This window comes from Marinobacter sp. Arc7-DN-1 (assembly GCF_003441595.1).
GTDB lineage: Bacteria > Pseudomonadota > Gammaproteobacteria > Pseudomonadales > Oleiphilaceae > Marinobacter > Marinobacter metalliresistant.
The window spans coordinates 3,742,502-3,760,519 of record NZ_CP031848.1 but is presented as its reverse complement, the minus strand read 5'-3'; the positions used below and the strand labels follow the sequence as shown (position 1 = coordinate 3,760,519).

Annotated in this window: 16 protein-coding genes; 5 read left to right on the top strand and 11 right to left on the bottom strand. The window is 58.4% G+C overall.

All coding sequences use genetic code 11. The features are described from left to right. Positions 1-2 precede the first annotated feature (2 nt). The 8 genes from lepB to rpoE all read right to left on the bottom strand — a co-directional run bounded on the left by lepB (position 3) and on the right by rpoE (position 9,879). Entirely contained in the window at positions 3-800 is a 798-nt protein-coding gene (gene lepB / locus D0851_RS17675; RefSeq protein ID WP_117619802.1) for a signal peptidase I, read from the bottom strand. Positions 801-811: 11 nt separating this feature from the next. Next, a complete protein-coding gene (gene lepA, locus D0851_RS17670; protein ID WP_117620455.1) occupies positions 812-2,614 on the bottom strand; it encodes a translation elongation factor 4 in 1,803 nt (600 codons plus the stop codon). Positions 2,615-2,718: 104 nt separating this feature from the next. Beyond that, on the bottom strand, positions 2,719-5,445 hold the full coding sequence (locus tag D0851_RS17665; protein ID WP_117619801.1) for an EAL domain-containing protein: 2,727 nt from the start codon (positions 5,443-5,445) through the stop codon (positions 2,719-2,721). Positions 5,446-5,573: 128 nt separating this feature from the next. After that, the gene (locus D0851_RS17660; protein WP_117619800.1) at positions 5,574-7,046 is read right to left on the bottom strand and encodes a DegQ family serine endoprotease; all 1,473 of its coding nucleotides are present in this window, start codon (positions 7,044-7,046) and stop codon (positions 5,574-5,576) included. 81 nt (positions 7,047-7,127) lie between these two features. Next, positions 7,128-7,577 (bottom strand): SoxR reducing system RseC family protein, encoded by a 450-nt coding sequence (locus D0851_RS17655; protein WP_117619799.1) that lies wholly within the window; start codon positions 7,575-7,577, stop codon positions 7,128-7,130. Next, on the bottom strand, positions 7,574-8,545 hold the full coding sequence (locus D0851_RS17650; RefSeq protein ID WP_162893792.1) for a MucB/RseB C-terminal domain-containing protein: 972 nt from the start codon (positions 8,543-8,545) through the stop codon (positions 7,574-7,576). Before D0851_RS17650 ends, D0851_RS17655 begins: the two co-directional genes overlap by 4 nt. A gap of 71 nt (positions 8,546-8,616) precedes the next feature. Next, the gene (locus D0851_RS17645) at positions 8,617-9,177 is read right to left on the bottom strand and encodes a sigma-E factor negative regulatory protein (RefSeq protein WP_117619798.1); all 561 of its coding nucleotides are present in this window, start codon (positions 9,175-9,177) and stop codon (positions 8,617-8,619) included. Between the two features lie 15 nt (positions 9,178-9,192). Continuing rightward, positions 9,193-9,879, bottom strand: coding sequence for an RNA polymerase sigma factor RpoE (gene rpoE / locus D0851_RS17640; protein ID WP_319922339.1), 687 nt, complete (start codon positions 9,877-9,879; stop codon positions 9,193-9,195). A gap of 133 nt (positions 9,880-10,012) precedes the next feature. Here rpoE and nadB point away from each other — a divergent pair, with 133 nt between their 5' ends. The 5 genes from nadB to D0851_RS17615 all read left to right on the top strand — a co-directional run bounded on the left by nadB (position 10,013) and on the right by D0851_RS17615 (position 14,355). Continuing rightward, the gene (gene nadB / locus D0851_RS17635) at positions 10,013-11,617 is read left to right on the top strand and encodes an L-aspartate oxidase (protein ID WP_205422233.1); all 1,605 of its coding nucleotides are present in this window, start codon (positions 10,013-10,015) and stop codon (positions 11,615-11,617) included. A 40-nt stretch (positions 11,618-11,657) separates the two neighbouring features. Then, positions 11,658-11,930, top strand: a complete 273-nt coding sequence (locus tag D0851_RS17630) for a succinate dehydrogenase assembly factor 2 (protein WP_117619796.1) — start codon at positions 11,658-11,660, stop codon at positions 11,928-11,930. Then, entirely contained in the window at positions 11,914-12,378 is a 465-nt protein-coding gene (locus tag D0851_RS17625) for a hypothetical protein (RefSeq protein WP_117619795.1), read from the top strand. Before D0851_RS17630 ends, D0851_RS17625 begins: the two co-directional genes overlap by 17 nt. A gap of 21 nt (positions 12,379-12,399) precedes the next feature. Next, the gene (locus D0851_RS17620; RefSeq protein ID WP_117619794.1) at positions 12,400-13,395 is read left to right on the top strand and encodes a YgfZ/GcvT domain-containing protein; all 996 of its coding nucleotides are present in this window, start codon (positions 12,400-12,402) and stop codon (positions 13,393-13,395) included. Between the two features lie 126 nt (positions 13,396-13,521). Then, complete coding sequence (locus tag D0851_RS17615) at positions 13,522-14,355, top strand: HDOD domain-containing protein (protein ID WP_117619793.1); 834 nt, start codon at positions 13,522-13,524, stop codon at positions 14,353-14,355. Positions 14,356-14,484: 129 nt separating this feature from the next. On the opposite strand, the gene ung is transcribed toward D0851_RS17615, so the two are convergent. The 3 genes from ung to prfB form a co-directional block, all read right to left on the bottom strand. Then, complete coding sequence (gene ung, locus D0851_RS17610; protein WP_117619792.1) at positions 14,485-15,219, bottom strand: uracil-DNA glycosylase; 735 nt, start codon at positions 15,217-15,219, stop codon at positions 14,485-14,487. Positions 15,220-15,222: 3 nt separating this feature from the next. Further along, entirely contained in the window at positions 15,223-16,758 is a 1,536-nt protein-coding gene (gene lysS, locus D0851_RS17605) for a lysine--tRNA ligase (RefSeq protein ID WP_117619791.1), read from the bottom strand. A 52-nt stretch (positions 16,759-16,810) separates the two neighbouring features. Further along, a protein-coding gene (gene prfB, locus D0851_RS17600) for a peptide chain release factor 2 (RefSeq protein ID WP_117619790.1) occupies positions 16,811-17,906 on the bottom strand; the annotation gives its coding sequence in 2 pieces (ribosomal slippage) (positions 16,811-17,833 and positions 17,835-17,906; 1,095 coding nt in all). Positions 17,907-18,018: the final 112 nt, after the last annotated feature.

Genomic DNA, 18,018 nt, shown 5'->3' with positions numbered 1-18,018 from the left:
AGTTACTCGATTCCGCCCACACGATCAAAGGATGGCAGACTGGTAAGGGATTTCCAGTGCATCCAGATTGCAAAGGCCTTGCCGACTACCAGCTCATCAGGGACCATGCCCCAGTAGCGGCTGTCGTTGCTGTTGTCACGATTATCGCCCATGACAAAGTAGTGGCCCTCGGGCACCTGCCATTCCCCTTCACCACTTCCACCGGGGCGGCCCAGGGTCAGGTAGATGTCGTGTTCAACCTCGCCCAGATCTTCCCGGCGCAACTCCACGGGGGGCAGTCTTGCGACAAATCGGCTCTCCACAGGCTCGCCATTGATAAATAGCTGTTTGTCTTTGTAACGAATGCGGTCACCTGGCTCGCCAATGACCCGTTTAATGTAGTTGGTCTCACCATCTTTCGGGTACTTGAACACCATTACATCGCCCCGCCGAGGATCGTCAACGGTAAGGACTTTGGTGCCCGCGACGGGCAACCGAAGCCCGTAAGCGTATTTGTTCACCAGAATAAAATCCCCGACCTCAAGCGTTGGCAGCATGGAGCCGGACGGAATCTGGAATGGTTCCACCAGAAAGGACCGAAGGACCAGTACAATCGCCAGCACCGGGAAAAAGGAGCGGCTGAGATCAACCAGGTAGGGCTCTTTGGGCTCTTCTTCCTCGACGGCTGAGCCGCCTGCGGCATTGCCACTGGCACGGGAACCAGCGAGGCGACGCTCTCGAAGAAACAGCTTGTCCGCCAGCCAGATCAAACCCGTTGCGAAGGTCAGTACTACCAGAACCAGGGGAAAATCGATATCCATCCAGGGGCCTTTTAGTTATCCACTTTCAGTACGGCAAGAAACGCTTCCTGAGGCACCTCGACATTGCCCAGCTGCTTCATACGCTTTTTACCTTCTTTCTGCTTCTGCAGCAGTTTCTTCTTCCGGCTGACGTCGCCACCATAACACTTGGCGGTTACATTCTTGCGCAGCGCCTTCACCGTAACCCGCGATACTACCTGGTTTCCGATGGCGGCCTGAATGGCAATATCAAACATCTGCCGAGGAATCAGTTCCTTCATTTTCTCGATCAGCTGACGCCCCTTGCGATGCGCCTGCTCCTTATGAACAATCAGTGCCAGCGCATCCACGCGCTCACCGTTGATCAGCACATCCAGCCGCACCAGACTGGCTTGCTGGAAACGGGTGAAATGGTAATCCAGTGACGCAAAACCACGGCTGGCAGACTTGATCCGGTCGAAAAAATCCATCACCACTTCCGCCATGGGCAGCTCATAGGTCAGCTGAACCTGGGTTGACATGAAGTGCATGTTCTTCTGAACGCCCCGCTTCTCCTCACACAGGGCAATCACGTTACCGAGGTGCTCCTGGGGCACCAGAATGTTCGCTTCCACCATCGGCTCTCGCATTTCTTCAATAGAACCAATATCCGGAAGGCTTGAGGGGTTGTCCACCGACAAGATCTCACCCTGTTTGGTAACCACCTCATAGATCACCGTGGGGGCGGTGGTAATCAGGTCGATATCGTATTCCCGTTCCAGCCGCTCCTGGATGATTTCCATGTGCAACATACCGAGAAAACCGCACCGGAAACCAAAACCAAGGGCGTCTGAGCTCTCTGGCTCGAAGAACAGGGAGGCGTCATTCAGGGTCAGTTTCTCCAGCGCATCCCGGAAATCGTTGTAGTCGTCCGCGCTCACCGGGAACAGACCGGCGTATACCTGCGGCTTGACCTTCTTGAAACCGGGCAGCATGGGTGTTTCAGCAGCGAACTTCTGGTGCACGATGGTATCGCCGACCGGCGCACCATGAATATCCTTGATACCGGCAACGACAAAGCCGACGTCGCCGGCTTCCAGCACGTCGGTATCGGTTGGCTTGGGATTGAATATCCCGACCTTGTCCGCGTTCCAGGCTTTGCCGGTGGATTTGATGACGATCCTGTCGCCCTTTTTCAGGGTTCCTTCAGTCACCCTGACCAGGGATACAACACCCAGGTAATTATCGAACCACGAATCAATGATCAGCGCTTGCAGAGGCGCGCTGCGATCGCCTTTGGGGGGCGGAATCTTTTTGATCAGGTCTTCCAGCACATCGTCAACGCCCATGCCGCTTTTGGCGCTGCAACGCACTGCCTCAGACGCCTCGATACCAATGATGTCTTCAATTTCCGCAGCCACCCGCTCCGGCTCGGCCTGGGGCAGATCCATTTTGTTCAGGACCGGCACCACTTCCAGTCCCTGTTCAATGGCGGTATAGCAGTTGGCCACCGACTGGGCTTCCACACCCTGCCCGGCGTCCACCACCAGCAACGCCCCTTCGCAGGCGTAAAGCGAGCGTGACACTTCGTAGGAGAAATCCACATGCCCCGGGGTGTCGATAAAATTCAGCTTGTATTCCTGACCATCCCGGGCTGTGTAATTGAGCGTGACACTCTGGGCCTTGATGGTAATCCCTCGCTCACGCTCAAGATCCATGGAGTCCAGGACCTGTTCGGCCATTTCACGGTCGGTCAGGCCACCACAGATCTGGATGAAACGGTCTGCAAGCGTGGATTTACCGTGGTCGATGTGGGCGATAATGGAAAAGTTACGGATTCGGCTCAGTTCAGTCACAGACAATGAATACTCAGTTAAGACGAAGGATTGAGCCCGGAGAGGCCGCTACCCGGTTCCGGGAACGGCGTGATTTTACCGGTTACCGGCCGCCATTGCCATGATCAGGAAATCAGCGGCCTTTCATACTGCCGGACCAGGAAGCCGATCAGGGCATCCTCGTCCAGAGGGTAGCTGAACAGGTTACCCTGACACTGGGCGCAGCCGTGGGATTTCAGGAAACTCAGCTGCTGCGGGGTTTCCACTCCTTCGGCCACCACCGTGAGGTGGAGTTTGCGGGCCAGGGCAATAACCGCGGAGGCAACATCGGTGGCGCTTACGTTGTAGGGGATATCGCGAATAAACCGGTGGTCTATCTTGATCACATCCAGCGGCAGCTGTTGCAACGCAACCAGCGAACAGGAGCCGGTGCCGAAATCGTCGAGAATCAGGCACACGCCCAGATCGTGGAGCGAAACCAGCAGCTCGCGCAGCATTCTCGGGTCTTCATTGAGAAGCCCGGCCGGCATTTCCAGCTCCAGTCGCTCGGGCGACACGCCTGTCTCGGTAATGACCTGCCGGATCATATCCAGAAAGCCGGAGTCAGTCAGCTGGCGCACCGACAGATTCACCGCCATCTTCAGGGACTCAAATCCGGCCCGTTCGAGAGCCTGAACCTGGATACAGGCCTGGCGAAGTGCCATCTCGCCGAGGCGCACAATCAGCCCCGTTTCCTCCGCCAGCGCGATGAACTGCTGGGCCGATACCAGCCCTTTATCCGGATGGTGCCAGCGCAGGAATGCCTCCACCCCGATCACCCGTTCGCTGGCCAGATCAATCTTGGGCTGGTAGTGCAGCACGAAGCGTTCGCCATCCAGAGCCGTTGCCAGCTCCTCCTGCTGGAGCAGCCTCCGGGCAGCCTTGATATTCATCGCGGGCGTGAAGAACTGGAAGGTATTCCGACTCAGTTCCTTGGCCCGGTACATGGCCAGGTCGGCATACTTCATCAGGGTTCCGGCATCCTCACTGTCGTGGGGAACCATGGTAATGCCGATACTGACGGTGATTCCGACCTCATGATCGTTAAGACGGATGCGCTGGCACAGGCTGCGCAAAATGGTCTCTGCCACCTTGCCTGCGGCGTCCGGACCGCTGATCCGGGACAGCAGGACAACAAATTCGTCGCCCCCCAGCCGGGCGACCGAATCCTCTTCGCGAACGCAACCCACCAGCCATTGGGCCACCTGGCACAGCAGCTCGTCACCCGAATCATGCCCGAGGGTATCGTTGATGCGTTTGAATCCGTCCAGATCCAGGAACATCAGGGCGGCCGGCTCCCCGCTCCGGCGACTGCGGCTCACCACATGGTTGAGACGATCCCGAAAAAGCTGCCGGTTTGCCAGCCCTGTCAGCGGGTCGTAGAACGCCAGGCGGTGCAGCTCGGACCGGGCAGCCTTCAGCTGCGTCAGATCACGGAGGCTCAGGACAACGCCGTTAACACCGGGCACAGACAGCATGGCTGTGAACGTGCCTTCCATATCCCGCCACCGGCCCTCGGCATCGCGAATCCGGATACGGATAACCGGCATCTGCTTGCCCGGTGCGCTCACGGAATCGTCAAAGCCCTTTTGCAACTGGGGCCAGTCATCCCCATGAACCAGCTCTTCAAAATTCAGGGCCTGCACCTGGTCCGGTTCAAAACCAAGAATGTCCAGGCTCGACGGACTGGCATAAAGAGCCTGCCCAGTGCGGTCCATTACCAGCGTGACGTTGGCAGCCCCTTCGGTAATGGCCCGGTAGCGTCCGGCACTGATCTGGGCCATCAGCCGTGAGCGGATGAGAGCCAGTACGAACAGGAACAACAGTCCGCTGATAACCAGGCCTGCTCCAAGCACAATGGGCGGCCGCGGATCCGATGCCAGAAAATCGAACGCCGGGGTGGACCGGGTCTGCAGTAACCAGTCACGCCCCCCTTGGCTGATCGTCTGGCTCATCTCGAAACTGAATTCGTTATCAAGCGAACCCAGGTTGGAGCCGTACATCAGATTCTGCCGCTCCGCGACCCCCGCGTCATAGATCCGGACATCAAGAAACGGCGATATCAGACCAACAATCCCGTCAATCAGGTTGTTCATGCGAAACGCACTGAACACATAACCCGCCAGCATCATGCGGCGCTCGGCTCGGATCCCGGGAACTTCGCCGCCCTGAAAAACGGGGTAATACATCAGAAAGCTTGCCTGGTCCTTCCCGAGCTCCTCCTGAACCAGTACGACTTTCTCGGTTATGGTGGGGACGGCGTCATCACGGGCCCGTTCCATGGCCCGGCGATGGATCGGATCACTGAAGGCATCGTAGCCCAGGGCGCGGCGATTCCGTTCGGTTCCCGGTTCCAGATAGACCATGGGGTAGTAATAGGGACCGCTTCCAAGCGGCTTCACCAGGTAGTTGTGAACACCCTCAGCCCGAACGGATGAAATATGATCGGCCATCTGCCGCACGCCAATACGACGGACATAGCCAATACCCTGAATACCGGGGTAATAACGGTTGATATCAACCTTGTCGACGTATTCCCGCCACTGGTCCCGGGACACATCGCCGGCCACGGCGAAAAGCCCGGCGCTTCCGGCCAGTACCTGCTCATAGTTCAGGAGGCGCTCTTCGATGGCCGATTTCAACTGCAGTGACTGGGTGCGGAATCTGGCTTCGGTGCGGTCTTCAACAAGCCTGATTGAGACCTGCCAAAGCAGGATAGTGACGGCTACCGCCACTGCAAAAATCAGCCACGCGACCCAGGCATTACGAAATTCCAGCAGCTTGCGGAGGGAGAGTTCCTGTCTGTTTATCATGGGTTCTGGTCCGTTCCGTGGCCACTCATTTATATTTATGACAGCGAGTATAACAAAAGCCCCCGGGTGTGTCGTTTTCAACACATCCGGGGGCTTTCAGAGACTGCCTGGTGCTCAGTGACTCAGGGTCAGGGCTTCATCACCAGGTACAGCGCGCGACCCTGCCGCACCACTCTCACCGAGACCGCCTTGTCGTCTGGCAGCGCCCGGACCACCTCACGAAAATCTGCAACGGAGGCAACCTTCTTGCGGTTGATTTCAGTGATTACGTCTCTCGGTCGGATGCCGGCTTCATAAGCGGCGCCACGGGCGACATCGGCAACAATCACCCCACCATCAACACCGAGGGAATCGGCAAGATCCGCCGGCAGAGGCTCCACCCTCATACCCAGAGGTGCAGAGGATGGGCCGCCACTGCCACCCGAAGGAACTACCGCCTGCTCGCTTCCTTCCTCGGGCAGCCGGCCGATTTCGACACCCAGTTCAATGACTTCGCCACCACGGAGCACCCTGAGATTGGCCGTTTCACCGACCGGAGTGCGACCCACCATTGGCGGCAAGTCCGAGGAAAGCTCAACGGGTTCACCGTCGTAATTAAGCACGATATCGCCCGCCTGCAGGCCCGCCTGTTGCGCCGGAGAGTCTGCCATGACTTCGGCAATCAGTGCGCCTCTTGGCCGTTCAAGGCCGAAGGACTCCGCCAGATCACGATTCACTTCCTGAATCAATACACCCAGCCAGCCGCGGGAAACGACGCCCTTGTCGCGCAACTGGCGGAAAACGTTCATGGCATCGTCAATGGGGATGGCAAAAGAGACGCCCATAAAACCACCGGAGCGGGTGTAGATCTGGGAATTGATGCCGACCACTTCACCGTCCAGATTGAACAGGGGGCCACCGGAATTGCCCGGATTAATGGCAACGTCGGTCTGGATGAAGGGAACATAATTCTCAGACGGCAGTGAACGACCCAGGGCGCTGACGATTCCAGCGGTCACCGTATAATCGAAACCGAACGGAGACCCGATTGCAAACACCCATTCACCGACTTTCAACTCGCTCGAGCGGCCTATTTTCACCACGGGCAAATCTTCACCATTCTCGATTTTCAGAACCGCCATGTCGGAACGTGGATCTGTCCCCACCAGTGTTGCCGGCAGCTCCCTCCGGTCATTCAGGCGAACAATGATTTCATCGGCACCTTCAACCACATGGTTGTTGGTGAGTACGTAGCCATCCTCAGACACAATAAAACCGGAGCCCATGGACCGGCGAGGCTGGGAGTTCCCCGGAGCACCACCAAAGGGAGACTGGGGGCCGCGGAAAAAGTCCTGGAAAAATTCAGGCATCTGTTCGAGCTGGCGCTCGTCAAACGGCATACCCCGCGCGTTCCCCGCCTTGGGCGCACTGGTCGTGCTTATATTGACCACAGCGCCCGCGTTATCTTCAACAAGCTCGGTAAAATCGGGCAAACCCTGAGCCAACCCTGCCTGACTCCAACCCGTCAGCACAATGACGGACAGCACCAATAGCAGAATGGCCAGTGCGCCACCGGACTGAAAATTCCGGGACTGCGGGGCAACTTCTGTTGTTCTCGACATGTTGTACTCCCTGGTGTAGCAAAGACCTTGCAGTAGTTTTCGGGTCAAGACACCGAATTTCAACTTAAAAAACGGTAGGATTTATAGACAGTTTTGGGAGAAAATCCGGTTAACCCGAACCAACCGGGGCTCGTAGTCCGTTGTGCCGGGACGCTGCAGTTTGCGTACAACCACAAAACCCAGGGCCAGGCCACCTGCGGCGGCCAGCATGGCGGCACTGTCCTGCCCACCAGACAAATGGTGGCCAAGAACACTCGCCACCACCATCAGAATCAGCGGGATCCCATAGACTACCAGCGAGGCACCAAGCAGCGCCCGCTCATCAATTCCGATGGTGACCTCATCCCCGACCCGGGCGTTAATTGTGTTCGTCACCAGAATCTGATTCGCCCGCCCCCCGGTTGCGGCTGCCAGCACTTTCTGCCCGCAACCATTACGGGCAGCACAGCTCTGACACGCACTGGCGCGGATGGTCCGAACCCAGACACGGTCGCCCTTGAGCGCAACAACTTTCCCCGTTTCCGTAATCATGACCCACCTGCACCAAGTGCCAATGCGTTCTCGATCCGGACGGATTCAGCAACCTGGCGAGCGGTTTGTGGCGGCAATTCACCGACAACAGTGACCAGAAATGCTCTGCCCTCATCCCAGACCTTGCGCATATAGACTGTCGTGGCACCGATCCGGGAGGCGCCGGTGGGCATGTTTACCGCGCCAGCGGGCTCAACAAAGACCGAAAACGCCGCCAGGCCGTCAGAGAAAGCAACCGCCTTCCCCTTGCCAGAACGCGGAGCCGCGGCCGGCACGAAACCGTCCGGTCGCCAGCCAAGCTGCCAGCCATCCATGCGCTGAACAGTCGATGCCTGAGGCGCCGAGCCCTCGAGCGTCCTCGAAATTTCACGGCCACGGGTGCGAATTTCAAACTCACTGTCGGGGATGTTTTCGCCGATCTGCAAACTGGTGAACTGGAAATGCTCCAGAACCTCGCCCTCGGCATTGCGCACATGACTCTTTAACAGAAGCCCCGTGGACTTCTCCAGCCACAACCGGTGACTGTAGCGGTAGGGATCTTTCGCACGAAGGGCCACCGTCACCACATCGTAACCCGCGACCCGATCCTCACCCTTCATTTCAGCACGATACCAGCGGCTCACTGGCACCAGCTGGCTGGTAAACGCCTCGGCGAAAGGACCGGATGGGATAACCTGATCAAGTTTGATGCGGCCCCTTTCGGGAAGCACGCAGACCACGTTCATTCCCTTGCGGACGATTTCGCCGCTGCCGCCGTCCTGCAGAACCAACCGCTCCTCGACAACACCGTCATTGTAACGGTGCGCAATCTGCATTGAATGCACGCGGTCACCCCGGGCGTACACGAAAACGCCGCGATAGGAGGTCATGTTCAGAGCCGGACCGAGGCGTTCGAGCCAGGCCGCTGCTTCCTCTTCATCGGCAGCCGCCGCCGGCACTGGGCCGGTAAGCAAGACCACCAGGGCCATCAGCAATGACAGTGACCGATTCCGGGAAACAGCACTCAGGGCTTTGCGTATGATCACACTCACTCCAGGGATCAGTAACCGTTGCCATTGGCGCTGACCAGGCGGGCATAGCCGACGGCTCCCTGACCGGCGCCGACACTGTTGTGCTGCGCGTGTTCCAGCAAATAACGACTCATGTACTCCCACTGCTCATCATCCAGACCCTGCAGTGCAATCTCCCTGACCGGCTGGTCCGGTGCCGGCACCTCTGGCGCAGCAGAAGTCGCTGGCTGGGCAGGCCCGACATCAGAAGAATCCCAACCTGCGCCAGCGCCAAAACCAACGAGCAGCGCCGTGGCAACCATGGCCACGGCAGGCCAGTGCCAGCGGCGAACATTCGTGTTCGGCCGCAGGACCTGGGACCGCGCCGAAGCGGACGTTCGGCCATCGAGCAATTCACGCACAGCAACACTCACATCCACTCCATGGGCCGGTGAGTGGCCGTCATGCAGAAGATCCCGAACGTCCTGCCATCGCTGCCACTGGGCCCGGACCTCATCCTGGCTACCGTGTGACAACAGGCGACGTACCGACAGTTCGTCAGCTTCGTCGTCCATCATGGCGGACAGTGTTTCTCTGAGACGATCATCCATGGGATGCAACCTCAATTACGTGACCGAGTGGTTGAGCAAAGGTCCGAGATGACGATCAACCGCATCCCGGGCCCTGAAAATTCGTGAACGCACGGTACCGATGGGGCACTCCAGTATCCCGGCAATATCTTCATAACTGAGGCCGTCATATTCCCGTAGCAAAAACGCCGAACGCAGTTCTTCCGGCAACTGGGCAATGGCCTTGGTCAACTCCTTCTGGAGCTGTTCCCTCTGCAGCAGCCGTTCCGGTGAAGCGGTATCCCGAAGCCTCGAGCCTTCATCAAAATTCTCCGCTTCAGCCGAATCGGCACTGCCCTGGGGACGCCGCCCCCGGGATTCCAGATAGTTCTTGGCAGTATTCACGGCAATCCGGTAAAGCCAGGTATAGAAGGCGCTGTCACCACGGAAGCGTTCGATCGCCCGGAATACCTTAACGAAGGTTTCCTGGGTCAGATCCATGACTTCCTGGCTATCGTAAACGTAACGGCTGATGATAGACGCAACCCTGGACTGATACTTGACTACCAGCAGGTCGAACGCGGCACGGTCACCGCTCTTGACCTTGCGCACCAACTGCAGGTCTGTCTGGCTGTCGGGGTGCTCACCCTGTTGCTTGTCTGTATCAGGAGTCATGGACTGTTTGCCGGGGTTCCCTGATTTGACGGCCAGCTGTCCGGCCTGTACCAAGTATCGTTGCGTCATTGATGCTATCCGGCGTCCGTTCATGAAACGGGTGCGCCACCTGCCGGGCGGCTCACCCTGTCAGGCCAAATAGACAGCAAGCGTAAAGTTTAGTTCAATACACGTCCACATTATGGCCTGCGATAACGACCCGATGCCACAGTCCTGCGAATACGATGTTCTTATTATCGGCAGTGGTGCTGCCGGCCTGACCGTTGCTCTCAATCTGCCAGAGCACCTGAAAGTATGCGTGGTGAGCAAGGCCGAGATCAGCAGCGGCGCCACCCTCTGGGCCCAGGGAGGTATTGCGGCGGTACTGGATGATCAGGATTCCACAGAACACCACATCACCGACACCCTGAATGCCGGGGCCGGCCTGTGCCATGAGGATGCTGTCCGTTTCACCGTGGAGCACGGCAAGGAAAGCATCGACTGGCTGATTGATTCTGGAGTCGACTTCAGCCGGGACCAGGATGCCCACTATCACCTGACCCGGGAAGGCGGTCACAGCCACCGGCGCATCATTCACGCTGCCGATGCCACCGGTCATGCCGTCTCAACCACCCTCACATCCCAGGCCCAGGCCAGGCCCAACATCGAGCTTATGTCTGGCCGGGTCGCGGTAGACCTGATCACCAACCGGAAACTGTCGCTGCCGGGTAACCGCTGTATCGGCGCCTACATCCTGAACCTTGAGGACAACCATGTGGAGTTGTTCCGGGCCCGGTTTACCGTCATTGCCACCGGGGGCGCCTCCAAGGCCTACCGCTACACCACCAATCCGGACGGGGCATCCGGCGATGGTATCGCCATGGCATGGCGGGCCGGCTGCCGGGTGGCGAACATGGAGTTTAATCAGTTCCACCCGACCTGCCTGTATCACCCCCATGCAAAGTCCTTCCTGATCACCGAAGCAGTGCGCGGTGAAGGCGGCTTGCTGAAACTGCCCGATGGCACTCGATTCATGGACCGCTTCGATGCGCGCGGAGAACTGGCACCCCGGGACATCGTTGCCCGGGCCATTGACCATGAGATGAAACGCCTGGGTGCCGATCACCTGTACCTGGATATCAGCCACAAACCCGAAGACTTTATAAAGCACCACTTCCCGACCATTTACGAGAAGTGCCTGGGCTTTGGCATTGATATCACCAGAGAACCCATTCCCGTGGTCCCGGCCGCCCACTACACCTGCGGCGGCATTGTCAGCGACGAACGCGCCAGAACCGACATCAACCAGCTTTATGTGGTGGGCGAAGCGGCGTTCACCGGGCTCCACGGTGCCAACCGTATGGCCAGCAACTCCCTGCTGGAATGTCTGGTCTATGGGCGGGCGGCGGCGGCAGATATTACCCGGCGTGAGGCAGATATTCCGCCGCCCCCGGAAGCCCCGGACTGGGATGAAAGCCAGGTGCGCGATTCCGATGAAGACGTTGTTATTTCCCACAACTGGGACGAACTGCGCCACTTCATGTGGGACTACGTAGGAATTGTGCGGACCACCAAACGACTGCAGCGGGCCAAGCACCGGGCCGACCTGTTGTCCGCGGAAATCGGCGAGTTCTACAGCAATTACCGGGTCACCAACGACCTGCTAGAGCTGCGAAACCTGGTCACCGTATCAGACCTGATAATCTGTTCTGCACTGCAGCGCAAGGAAAGCCGTGGGCTGCACTACACACTGGATTACCCGGGACTGCTCCATGAGGTCCGTGATACCGTGCTGGTACCAACGACTTATCGCACGCTTGCGCCCTGAATCAACACCGACTTTTACAAACGATTCGATGGTAAAAACTATGTCAGAGACACCTGCATCGTCCGAAAAAGCAGAATTTAACCGCCTGTGGTGGCACAGCCGTCGCGGCATGCTTGAACTGGACAACCTCCTGATCCCCTTTGTAGAGGAGGCCTACCGGGAGCTCAACGCCGACGACCAGGCCCGCTATAAAAAACTGCTCAGCTGCGAGGATAACGACATGTTCGAATGGTTCATGCAGCGCAGCCGCCCGGAAGATCCGGACCTGCAACGGATGGTCGACATAATCCTCAATCGTGTCCAGCCGGATTGAGCTGACGCTCTCACCGTCCTGGCTGGTCGGGGTCATGGCAACTGTGCCCTGGCTGGCGCTGCTGGCATTTCTGATTGTGGCGGCCCTGGCTGGCAAAGCCTGGCTGCTGGCCGCCATTCCGGTCGTTTTGGCGGGCGCGCTGGTGCAATTTCAATGCAACGGCCTGCTCAAAGGCCGTCGCTCCGTCAAAGAATTGCTTGTAGAGCAGGACCAGCTGTATGCGAGAACCGCAGACCATCGGAAGATCCCGGTAGTTGCATCGGCGGCCAGCCGGGTCTGGTCCGGGCTGGCGCTCTTGAAACTTCGCCCTGCAGACACCAGATACCGGCCATACACGATTATCCTTCTGACATCGTCATCCGGCCGGCCCGGCAACGTTGCTGAAGAGGCATTCCGTCGCCTGAGAATGTGGCTCAGACTGGGCCGGTCCAGGCCACCATCCACATGATGCATTGATCTGGAGCACTCCATGACTGACCCAGACACACCTGTACCAGCGGTTGCAGACTTTCCTTTGCCCGGTGATGGCTGGACGGTCCTGAATAACCGGATTGTCGTGCGGATCAGCGGCCCGGGGACAGACAAGTTTCTCCAGGGCCAGTTCAGCCAGAACCTCAATGAAGTAACCGCCGGGCGCTCTCCCCGGGCGGCGGCCTCAACACCCAAAGGCCGCGCCTACTGCCTGACCCGCATGGTCAGGGCCGGAGAGGATATCCTGATGGACTTTTCCACCGATCTCGCTGACGACACCATCAGCCACCTGCGCAAGTACTTGATGCTGTTCCGGGGCACTTCCATGGACGTGATTCCGGCAGCCAGCCTTGTCGGTATTCTCGGTAACCGGGTGGCCGAGACCCTGGCGGGAAATGCCATAAACAATCTGAAGGACCCCGGGGACTCTGTCGAGCTGGATACCGGGTTCCTGGTGAGAACAGAGCCGACCGCCGAGGGCACACCCCGTTTTGAGTTCTGGCAAACCACGGGGGATGAGAACAGCCTCGACACCTCTGACCAGCGGCCCCGGGCAGACTGGTACGCCTCGGAGATCGCTGCCGGCGTCGCATCCCTCACTACCGCCACCCAGGAGTCCTTCGTTCCCCAGATGCTGAACTGGCAACACGTGGGCGGTATCCACTTCAAGAAGGGCTGCTACACCGGTCAGGAGGTTATTGCCCGGATGCACTTCCTCGGCCAACTGAAGAAGAGCCTGTTTCGTTTCCGGATTGAACAGGCCGGTGAACTCCCGGTTCCTGGCAGTGCATTGGTTGCTGGCGAGCGTTCGGTGGGCGAGGTGGTCAACTCAGTGAAATACCGTAACGGCAGTTGTGAGTTGCTGGCCGTTGTACGCCATGATGCGTGTGAAAAAAACCTTCATCCGGAAGGGCAGCCCGACGCTGTCCTTATTCCGATGCCTTTGCCCTACGTTGTACCCGAGAGGGAAAAAAGCCCACAATCAGATACATAAGTTGACAGGCAAACCCCTCGGAATTTGCTATTTTGCTATGCAGTAGCTCACATATCTGATTTTTTTAGGGTAACGACCAACACCCGTGGTCGGTATCCGGAACCAACATGCGGACCGTAACTGACCATGTCGAATATTGTCGAAACCATTAAAGCCGACCTTAATGCCGCCATCGAAAATGACAAGCTTGTGCTGCCTACCCTTCCGGAAGTGGCCCTGCAGGTACGGGACATTGCGCAATCCGAGGATTCGGCCATCGCCGACCTGGTGAAGGTGATCAGCAATGACACCGCCCTTTCCGCACGCATTATCCGGGTGTGCAACAGCCCGTTGTTCCGTGGCAGCCGGGCTATTGAAAACCTGAACATGGCGGTGAGCCGCCTCGGCATGGCCTACACCAGCAATCTGGCGATGGGCCTGGCCATGGAGCAGATGTTCCAGGCCACCTCTGACATGATCGACAAGCGGATGCGCGCCACCTGGCAGACCAGCACCGAAGTTGCCGGTGTCTGCCACGTACTGGCCCAGCACTACACCAGGCTCAAACCGGACCAGGCAACTCTCGCGGGCCTGGTTCATCTGATCGGGGTTCTGCCGATCCTGCGATACGTGGAAGATCAGGATATTCAGATCAGCAGCATCATGCTGGACAACGTGATTGAAGAGCTGCACCCGAAAATCGGGGCGACGATTCTCAAGAAGTGGGACTTCCCGATAGATCTTCAGAATGTTCCGCTGGAATACGCCCGCTTCAATCGTGAGGTTCCGGCGGCAGACTATGCCGACCTGGTGATGGTTGCCAATCTCCAGCTGGTTGCGGGCTCCGAGCACCCCTGGACGGAGATGGACTGGACGAAGGTTTCTGCTTTTGATCGTCTTGGGTTGGATCCGAATATCGACATGAGCGAGGAAGAGGATCTGAACGCCCAGATGGAAGCCGCCATGGCTCTTCTGCAGTAAATCAACCTTGGGGGCGGCTCCAGCGGGTGGGGCAGTCTCCCAAAACACGCTGTAAATACATCCCTGTACGCTCGGCTCCGCCATCCATGGCTCCGCACGGTTTTGGGAGACTGCCCCACCCGCTGGAGCTCAGGCTTTCCGGTACCGGTCGAGCAAAACTTCCTTTGAAGGCAGCTCCCACTTAACCGTGGGTTTGCCCTGCTGCTCCAACCACTCATTTGCTTTCGAGAAGTGCTTGCAACCGAAGAAGCCTCGGTAGGCGCTCAGTGGTGACGGATGCGGACCGTCCAGCACCAGGTGCTTGCTGCGGTCGATGTGCCGGCCTTTCTTTTTGGCGTAGCTCCCCCAGAGCAGGAACACCACGCCTTCCCGTTCGCGATTGATCGTTTCGATGACCTTATCGGTGAAGGTTTCCCAGCCTTTGCCCTGGTGGGCGCCGGCCTGGCCCTGGACGACGGTGAGGACGCTGTTGAGCAGTAATACGCCCTGCTCTGCCCAGGGTTGCAGGCAGCCGTGGTCCGGCGGGGTGACGCCCAGGTCGCCCTGGATTTCCTTGAAGATGTTGACCAGCGAGGGTGGGGTTGCCACGTTCGGGCGCACGGAGAAACACAGGCCATGGGCCTGGCCGGGGCCGTGGTAGGGGTCTTGCCCGAGAATGACCACCCTTACGTTATCCAGGGGCGTGCTGTTAAGGGCGTTAAAGCAGTGATGGCTGGCGGGGAACAGGACTTTGCCGGCCTGCTCCTCAGCGGCCAGGAATTCCGCCAGGCTCTGCATGTAGGGCTGGCGGAATTCTTCCGAGAGATGCTCTTTCCAGCCACGGTCGGGCCTGAGCTGGCTGGCCAGTACCTCAACCGGGCTCATGGATCAGCCCTCGTCTTTCCGGCTGTCGGCCTTGTGCTCGGGGCGCATGGCCGGGAACAGGATGACGTCACGGATCGAGGGCGAGTTGGTCAGCAGCATGGCCAGCCGGTCGATGCCAATGCCTTCGCCGGCGGTGGGCGGCAGGCCGTATTCCAGCGCCATGATGTAATCTTCGTCGTAGAACATGGCCTCGTCGTCGCCGGCGTCCTTTTCGGCCACCTGGTCCTGGAAGCGTTCGGCCTGGTCTTCCGCATCGTTCAGCTCCGAGAAGCCGTTGGCAATCTCGCGCCCACCCACGAAGAATTCGAAGCGTTCGGTGACGAACGGGTTGCTGTCCTTGCAGCGGGCCAGGGGCGACACTTCTTTCGGATACTCAGTGATGAACGTAGGCTGGATCAGGCGATGCTCGGCGGTCGCCTCGAAAATCTCGATCTGAACCTTACCCAGGCCCCAGCCGTCCTTGAGGTGAATGCCCAGATCCTTGGCAACCTGGCGGGCACTGGCATTATCCGCCAGCTGCTCGGGCTTGATGTCCGGGTTATGACGCAGGATGGCGTCGACCACGGTCAGGCGTTCGAAGGTTTTGCCAAAATCGTACTCGACGGTTTCCTCGCTGCCATCAGCCAGGGTACGGGAGTTCACAACCGTAGTTGTGCCCAGCACCTTCTGGGTGATGGTGCGGAGCATGTCCTCGGTGAGGTCCATCAGATCATTGTAATCCGCGTAGGCCTGGTAGAACTCCACCATGGTGAACTCCGGATTATGGCGGGTGGAGAGCCCCTCATTACGGAAATTGCGGTTGATCTCAAACACCCGCTCAAAGCCACCCACCACCAGGCGCTTCAGGAACAGCTCTGGCGCGATACGCAGGTACATGTCGATACCCAGGGCGTTATGGTGGGTCACGAATGGGCGCGCGGTGGCACCACCGGGAATCACCTGAAGCATCGGGGTTTCCACTTCCATGAAGTCCCGGTCGGTGAAGTACTGGCGCATGGCACTGATGATCCTGGAGCGTGCGTAGAACACCCGGCGGCTGTCCTCGTTGACCATCAGGTCCACGTAGCGGTGACGGTAACGGGCTTCGGTGTCGGTCAGTCCCTTGTGCTTCTCTGGCAGCGGCCGCAGGGACTTGGTGAGCATCATGTACTCGTCCATGGTGACATACAGGTCGCCCTTGCCGGATTTGGACAGGGTTCCTCGCACGCCCACGATATCCCCGAGATCCCAGTGTTTGGTGTCTTTCTGGACATCCTTGGAGGCATAGATCTGGATGCGGCCGGTCATGTCCTGAACCACCTTGAATGCCTTGCGGTCGAGCATCATGCGGCCGGCAATGGCCACTTTGATGCCCAGGGACTCCAGCTCTTCCTTGGTTTTGTCACCGTATTTCGCCTGAAGCCCGGCGGCGGTGGCGTCACGACGGAAGTCGTTGGGGAAGGCACTGCCCTGATCGCGCATCTCTGACAGTTTGGCGCGACGCTCGGCAATCAGCTTGTTGTCCTCATGCTGTGCGGCATTCTGAGTTTGATCAGTCATTTTGGCTCACTAGGAATCGGGGTTGTCCGGGTTAGCGTGGCAAAGGCACTGGTTACAGCGCCATCTTCAGGCTGGCTTCGATGAACTTGTCAATGTCACCGTCCAGCACCGACTGGGTATTACTGGTTTCGACCTTGGTGCGCAGGTCCTTGATGCGGCTGTCATCCAGAACGTAGGAACGGATCTGGCTGCCCCAACCAATATCGGCCTTGGCGTCCTCGGCCTTCTGTTTCTCGGCGTTACGCTCCTGCATCTCGCGCTCAAACAGCTTCGCCTTCAGCTGCTTCATGGCCTGATCCTTGTTCTGGTGCTGGCTTCGGCCAGCCTGACAGGCCACAACAATGCCGGTGGGGTTATGGGTCAGACGTACCGCTGACTCGGTCCGGTTAACGTGCTGACCACCGGCGCCCGAGGCACGGTAGACATCCACCCGGAGATCCGCCGGGTTGATTTCAATTTCGAAGCTGTCGTCCACTTCCGGCGACACAAACACCGATGAGAAGGAGGTGTGGCGGCGGTTGCCGGAATCAAAAGGCGATTTACGAACCAGCCGGTGAACGCCGGTTTCCGTGCGCAACCAGCCGAACGCGTAGTCACCCTGAACGTGGATCGTGGCACTCTTGATGCCTGCCACATCGCCTTCCATCAGTTCGACGATCTCCGCCTTGAAGCCCCGACGCTCCGCCCAGCGCAGGTACATACGCAGGAGCATGTTGGCCCAGTCCTGGGCTTCGGTGCCGCCAGAGCCGGCCTGGATGTCCAGGTAGGCGTTGTTGGCGTCCATCTCGCCGGAGAACATGCGGCGAAATTCGAGCTTCTCGAGCTCCTTATCAAGACCGTCGAGGTCAGACTCGATCTCGGCGACCGTAGCTTCGTCCTCTTCTTCTGCAGCAATATCCAGCAGACCTTTCGCGTCTTCCAGGCCGGAGGTGAGGTTATCGATGGTCTTTACGATCAATTCAAGATCCGCACGCTCTTTTCCCAGAGCCTGAGCCCGGTCCGGGTCATCCCAGACACTGGGCTGCTCCAGCTCACGCTCAACTTCGATCAGTCGTTCACTGCGCTGATCGTAGTCAAAGATACCCCCTGAGCGCTTCAGTGCGCTCACGAAGCTCTTTAATCTTCGTAACAATCGGATTAATTTCCATGAAACCCTTACTCGCTCTTGAAAATGGAGAGTAAAACAGAGGCGGAATTCTACCGGAAATCGGTTTGTAAATCAGCCGTGGTTATCCTCGACCTGGTAGTAAGCAGGAGGCG

Bases quoted from the DNA above. Each gene is read 5' to 3' on its own strand.
- lepB (WP_117619802.1), bottom strand. From the start codon at position 800: ATGGATATCGATTTTCCCCTGGTTCTGGTAGTACTGACCTTCGCAACG.
- D0851_RS17665 (WP_117619801.1), bottom strand. From the start codon at position 5,445: ATGATAAACAGACAGGAACTCTCCCTCCGCAAGCTGCTGGAATTTCGT.
- D0851_RS17660 (WP_117619800.1), bottom strand. From the start codon at position 7,046: ATGTCGAGAACAACAGAAGTTGCCCCGCAGTCCCGGAATTTTCAGTCC.
- D0851_RS17655 (WP_117619799.1), bottom strand. From the start codon at position 7,577: ATGATTACGGAAACGGGGAAAGTTGTTGCGCTCAAGGGCGACCGTGTC.
- D0851_RS17650 (WP_162893792.1), bottom strand. From the start codon at position 8,545: ATGGCCCTGGTGGTCTTGCTTACCGGCCCAGTGCCGGCGGCGGCTGCC.
- D0851_RS17645 (WP_117619798.1), bottom strand. From the start codon at position 9,177: ATGGATGATCGTCTCAGAGAAACACTGTCCGCCATGATGGACGACGAA.
- rpoE (WP_319922339.1), bottom strand. From the start codon at position 9,879: ATGACGCAACGATACTTGGTACAGGCCGGACAGCTGGCCGTCAAATCA.
- nadB (WP_205422233.1), top strand. From the start codon at position 10,013: ATGCCACAGTCCTGCGAATACGATGTTCTTATTATCGGCAGTGGTGCT.
- D0851_RS17630 (WP_117619796.1), top strand. From the start codon at position 11,658: ATGTCAGAGACACCTGCATCGTCCGAAAAAGCAGAATTTAACCGCCTG.
- D0851_RS17620 (WP_117619794.1), top strand. From the start codon at position 12,400: ATGACTGACCCAGACACACCTGTACCAGCGGTTGCAGACTTTCCTTTG.
- D0851_RS17615 (WP_117619793.1), top strand. From the start codon at position 13,522: ATGTCGAATATTGTCGAAACCATTAAAGCCGACCTTAATGCCGCCATC.
- ung (WP_117619792.1), bottom strand. From the start codon at position 15,219: ATGAGCCCGGTTGAGGTACTGGCCAGCCAGCTCAGGCCCGACCGTGGC.
- lysS (WP_117619791.1), bottom strand. From the start codon at position 16,758: ATGACTGATCAAACTCAGAATGCCGCACAGCATGAGGACAACAAGCTG.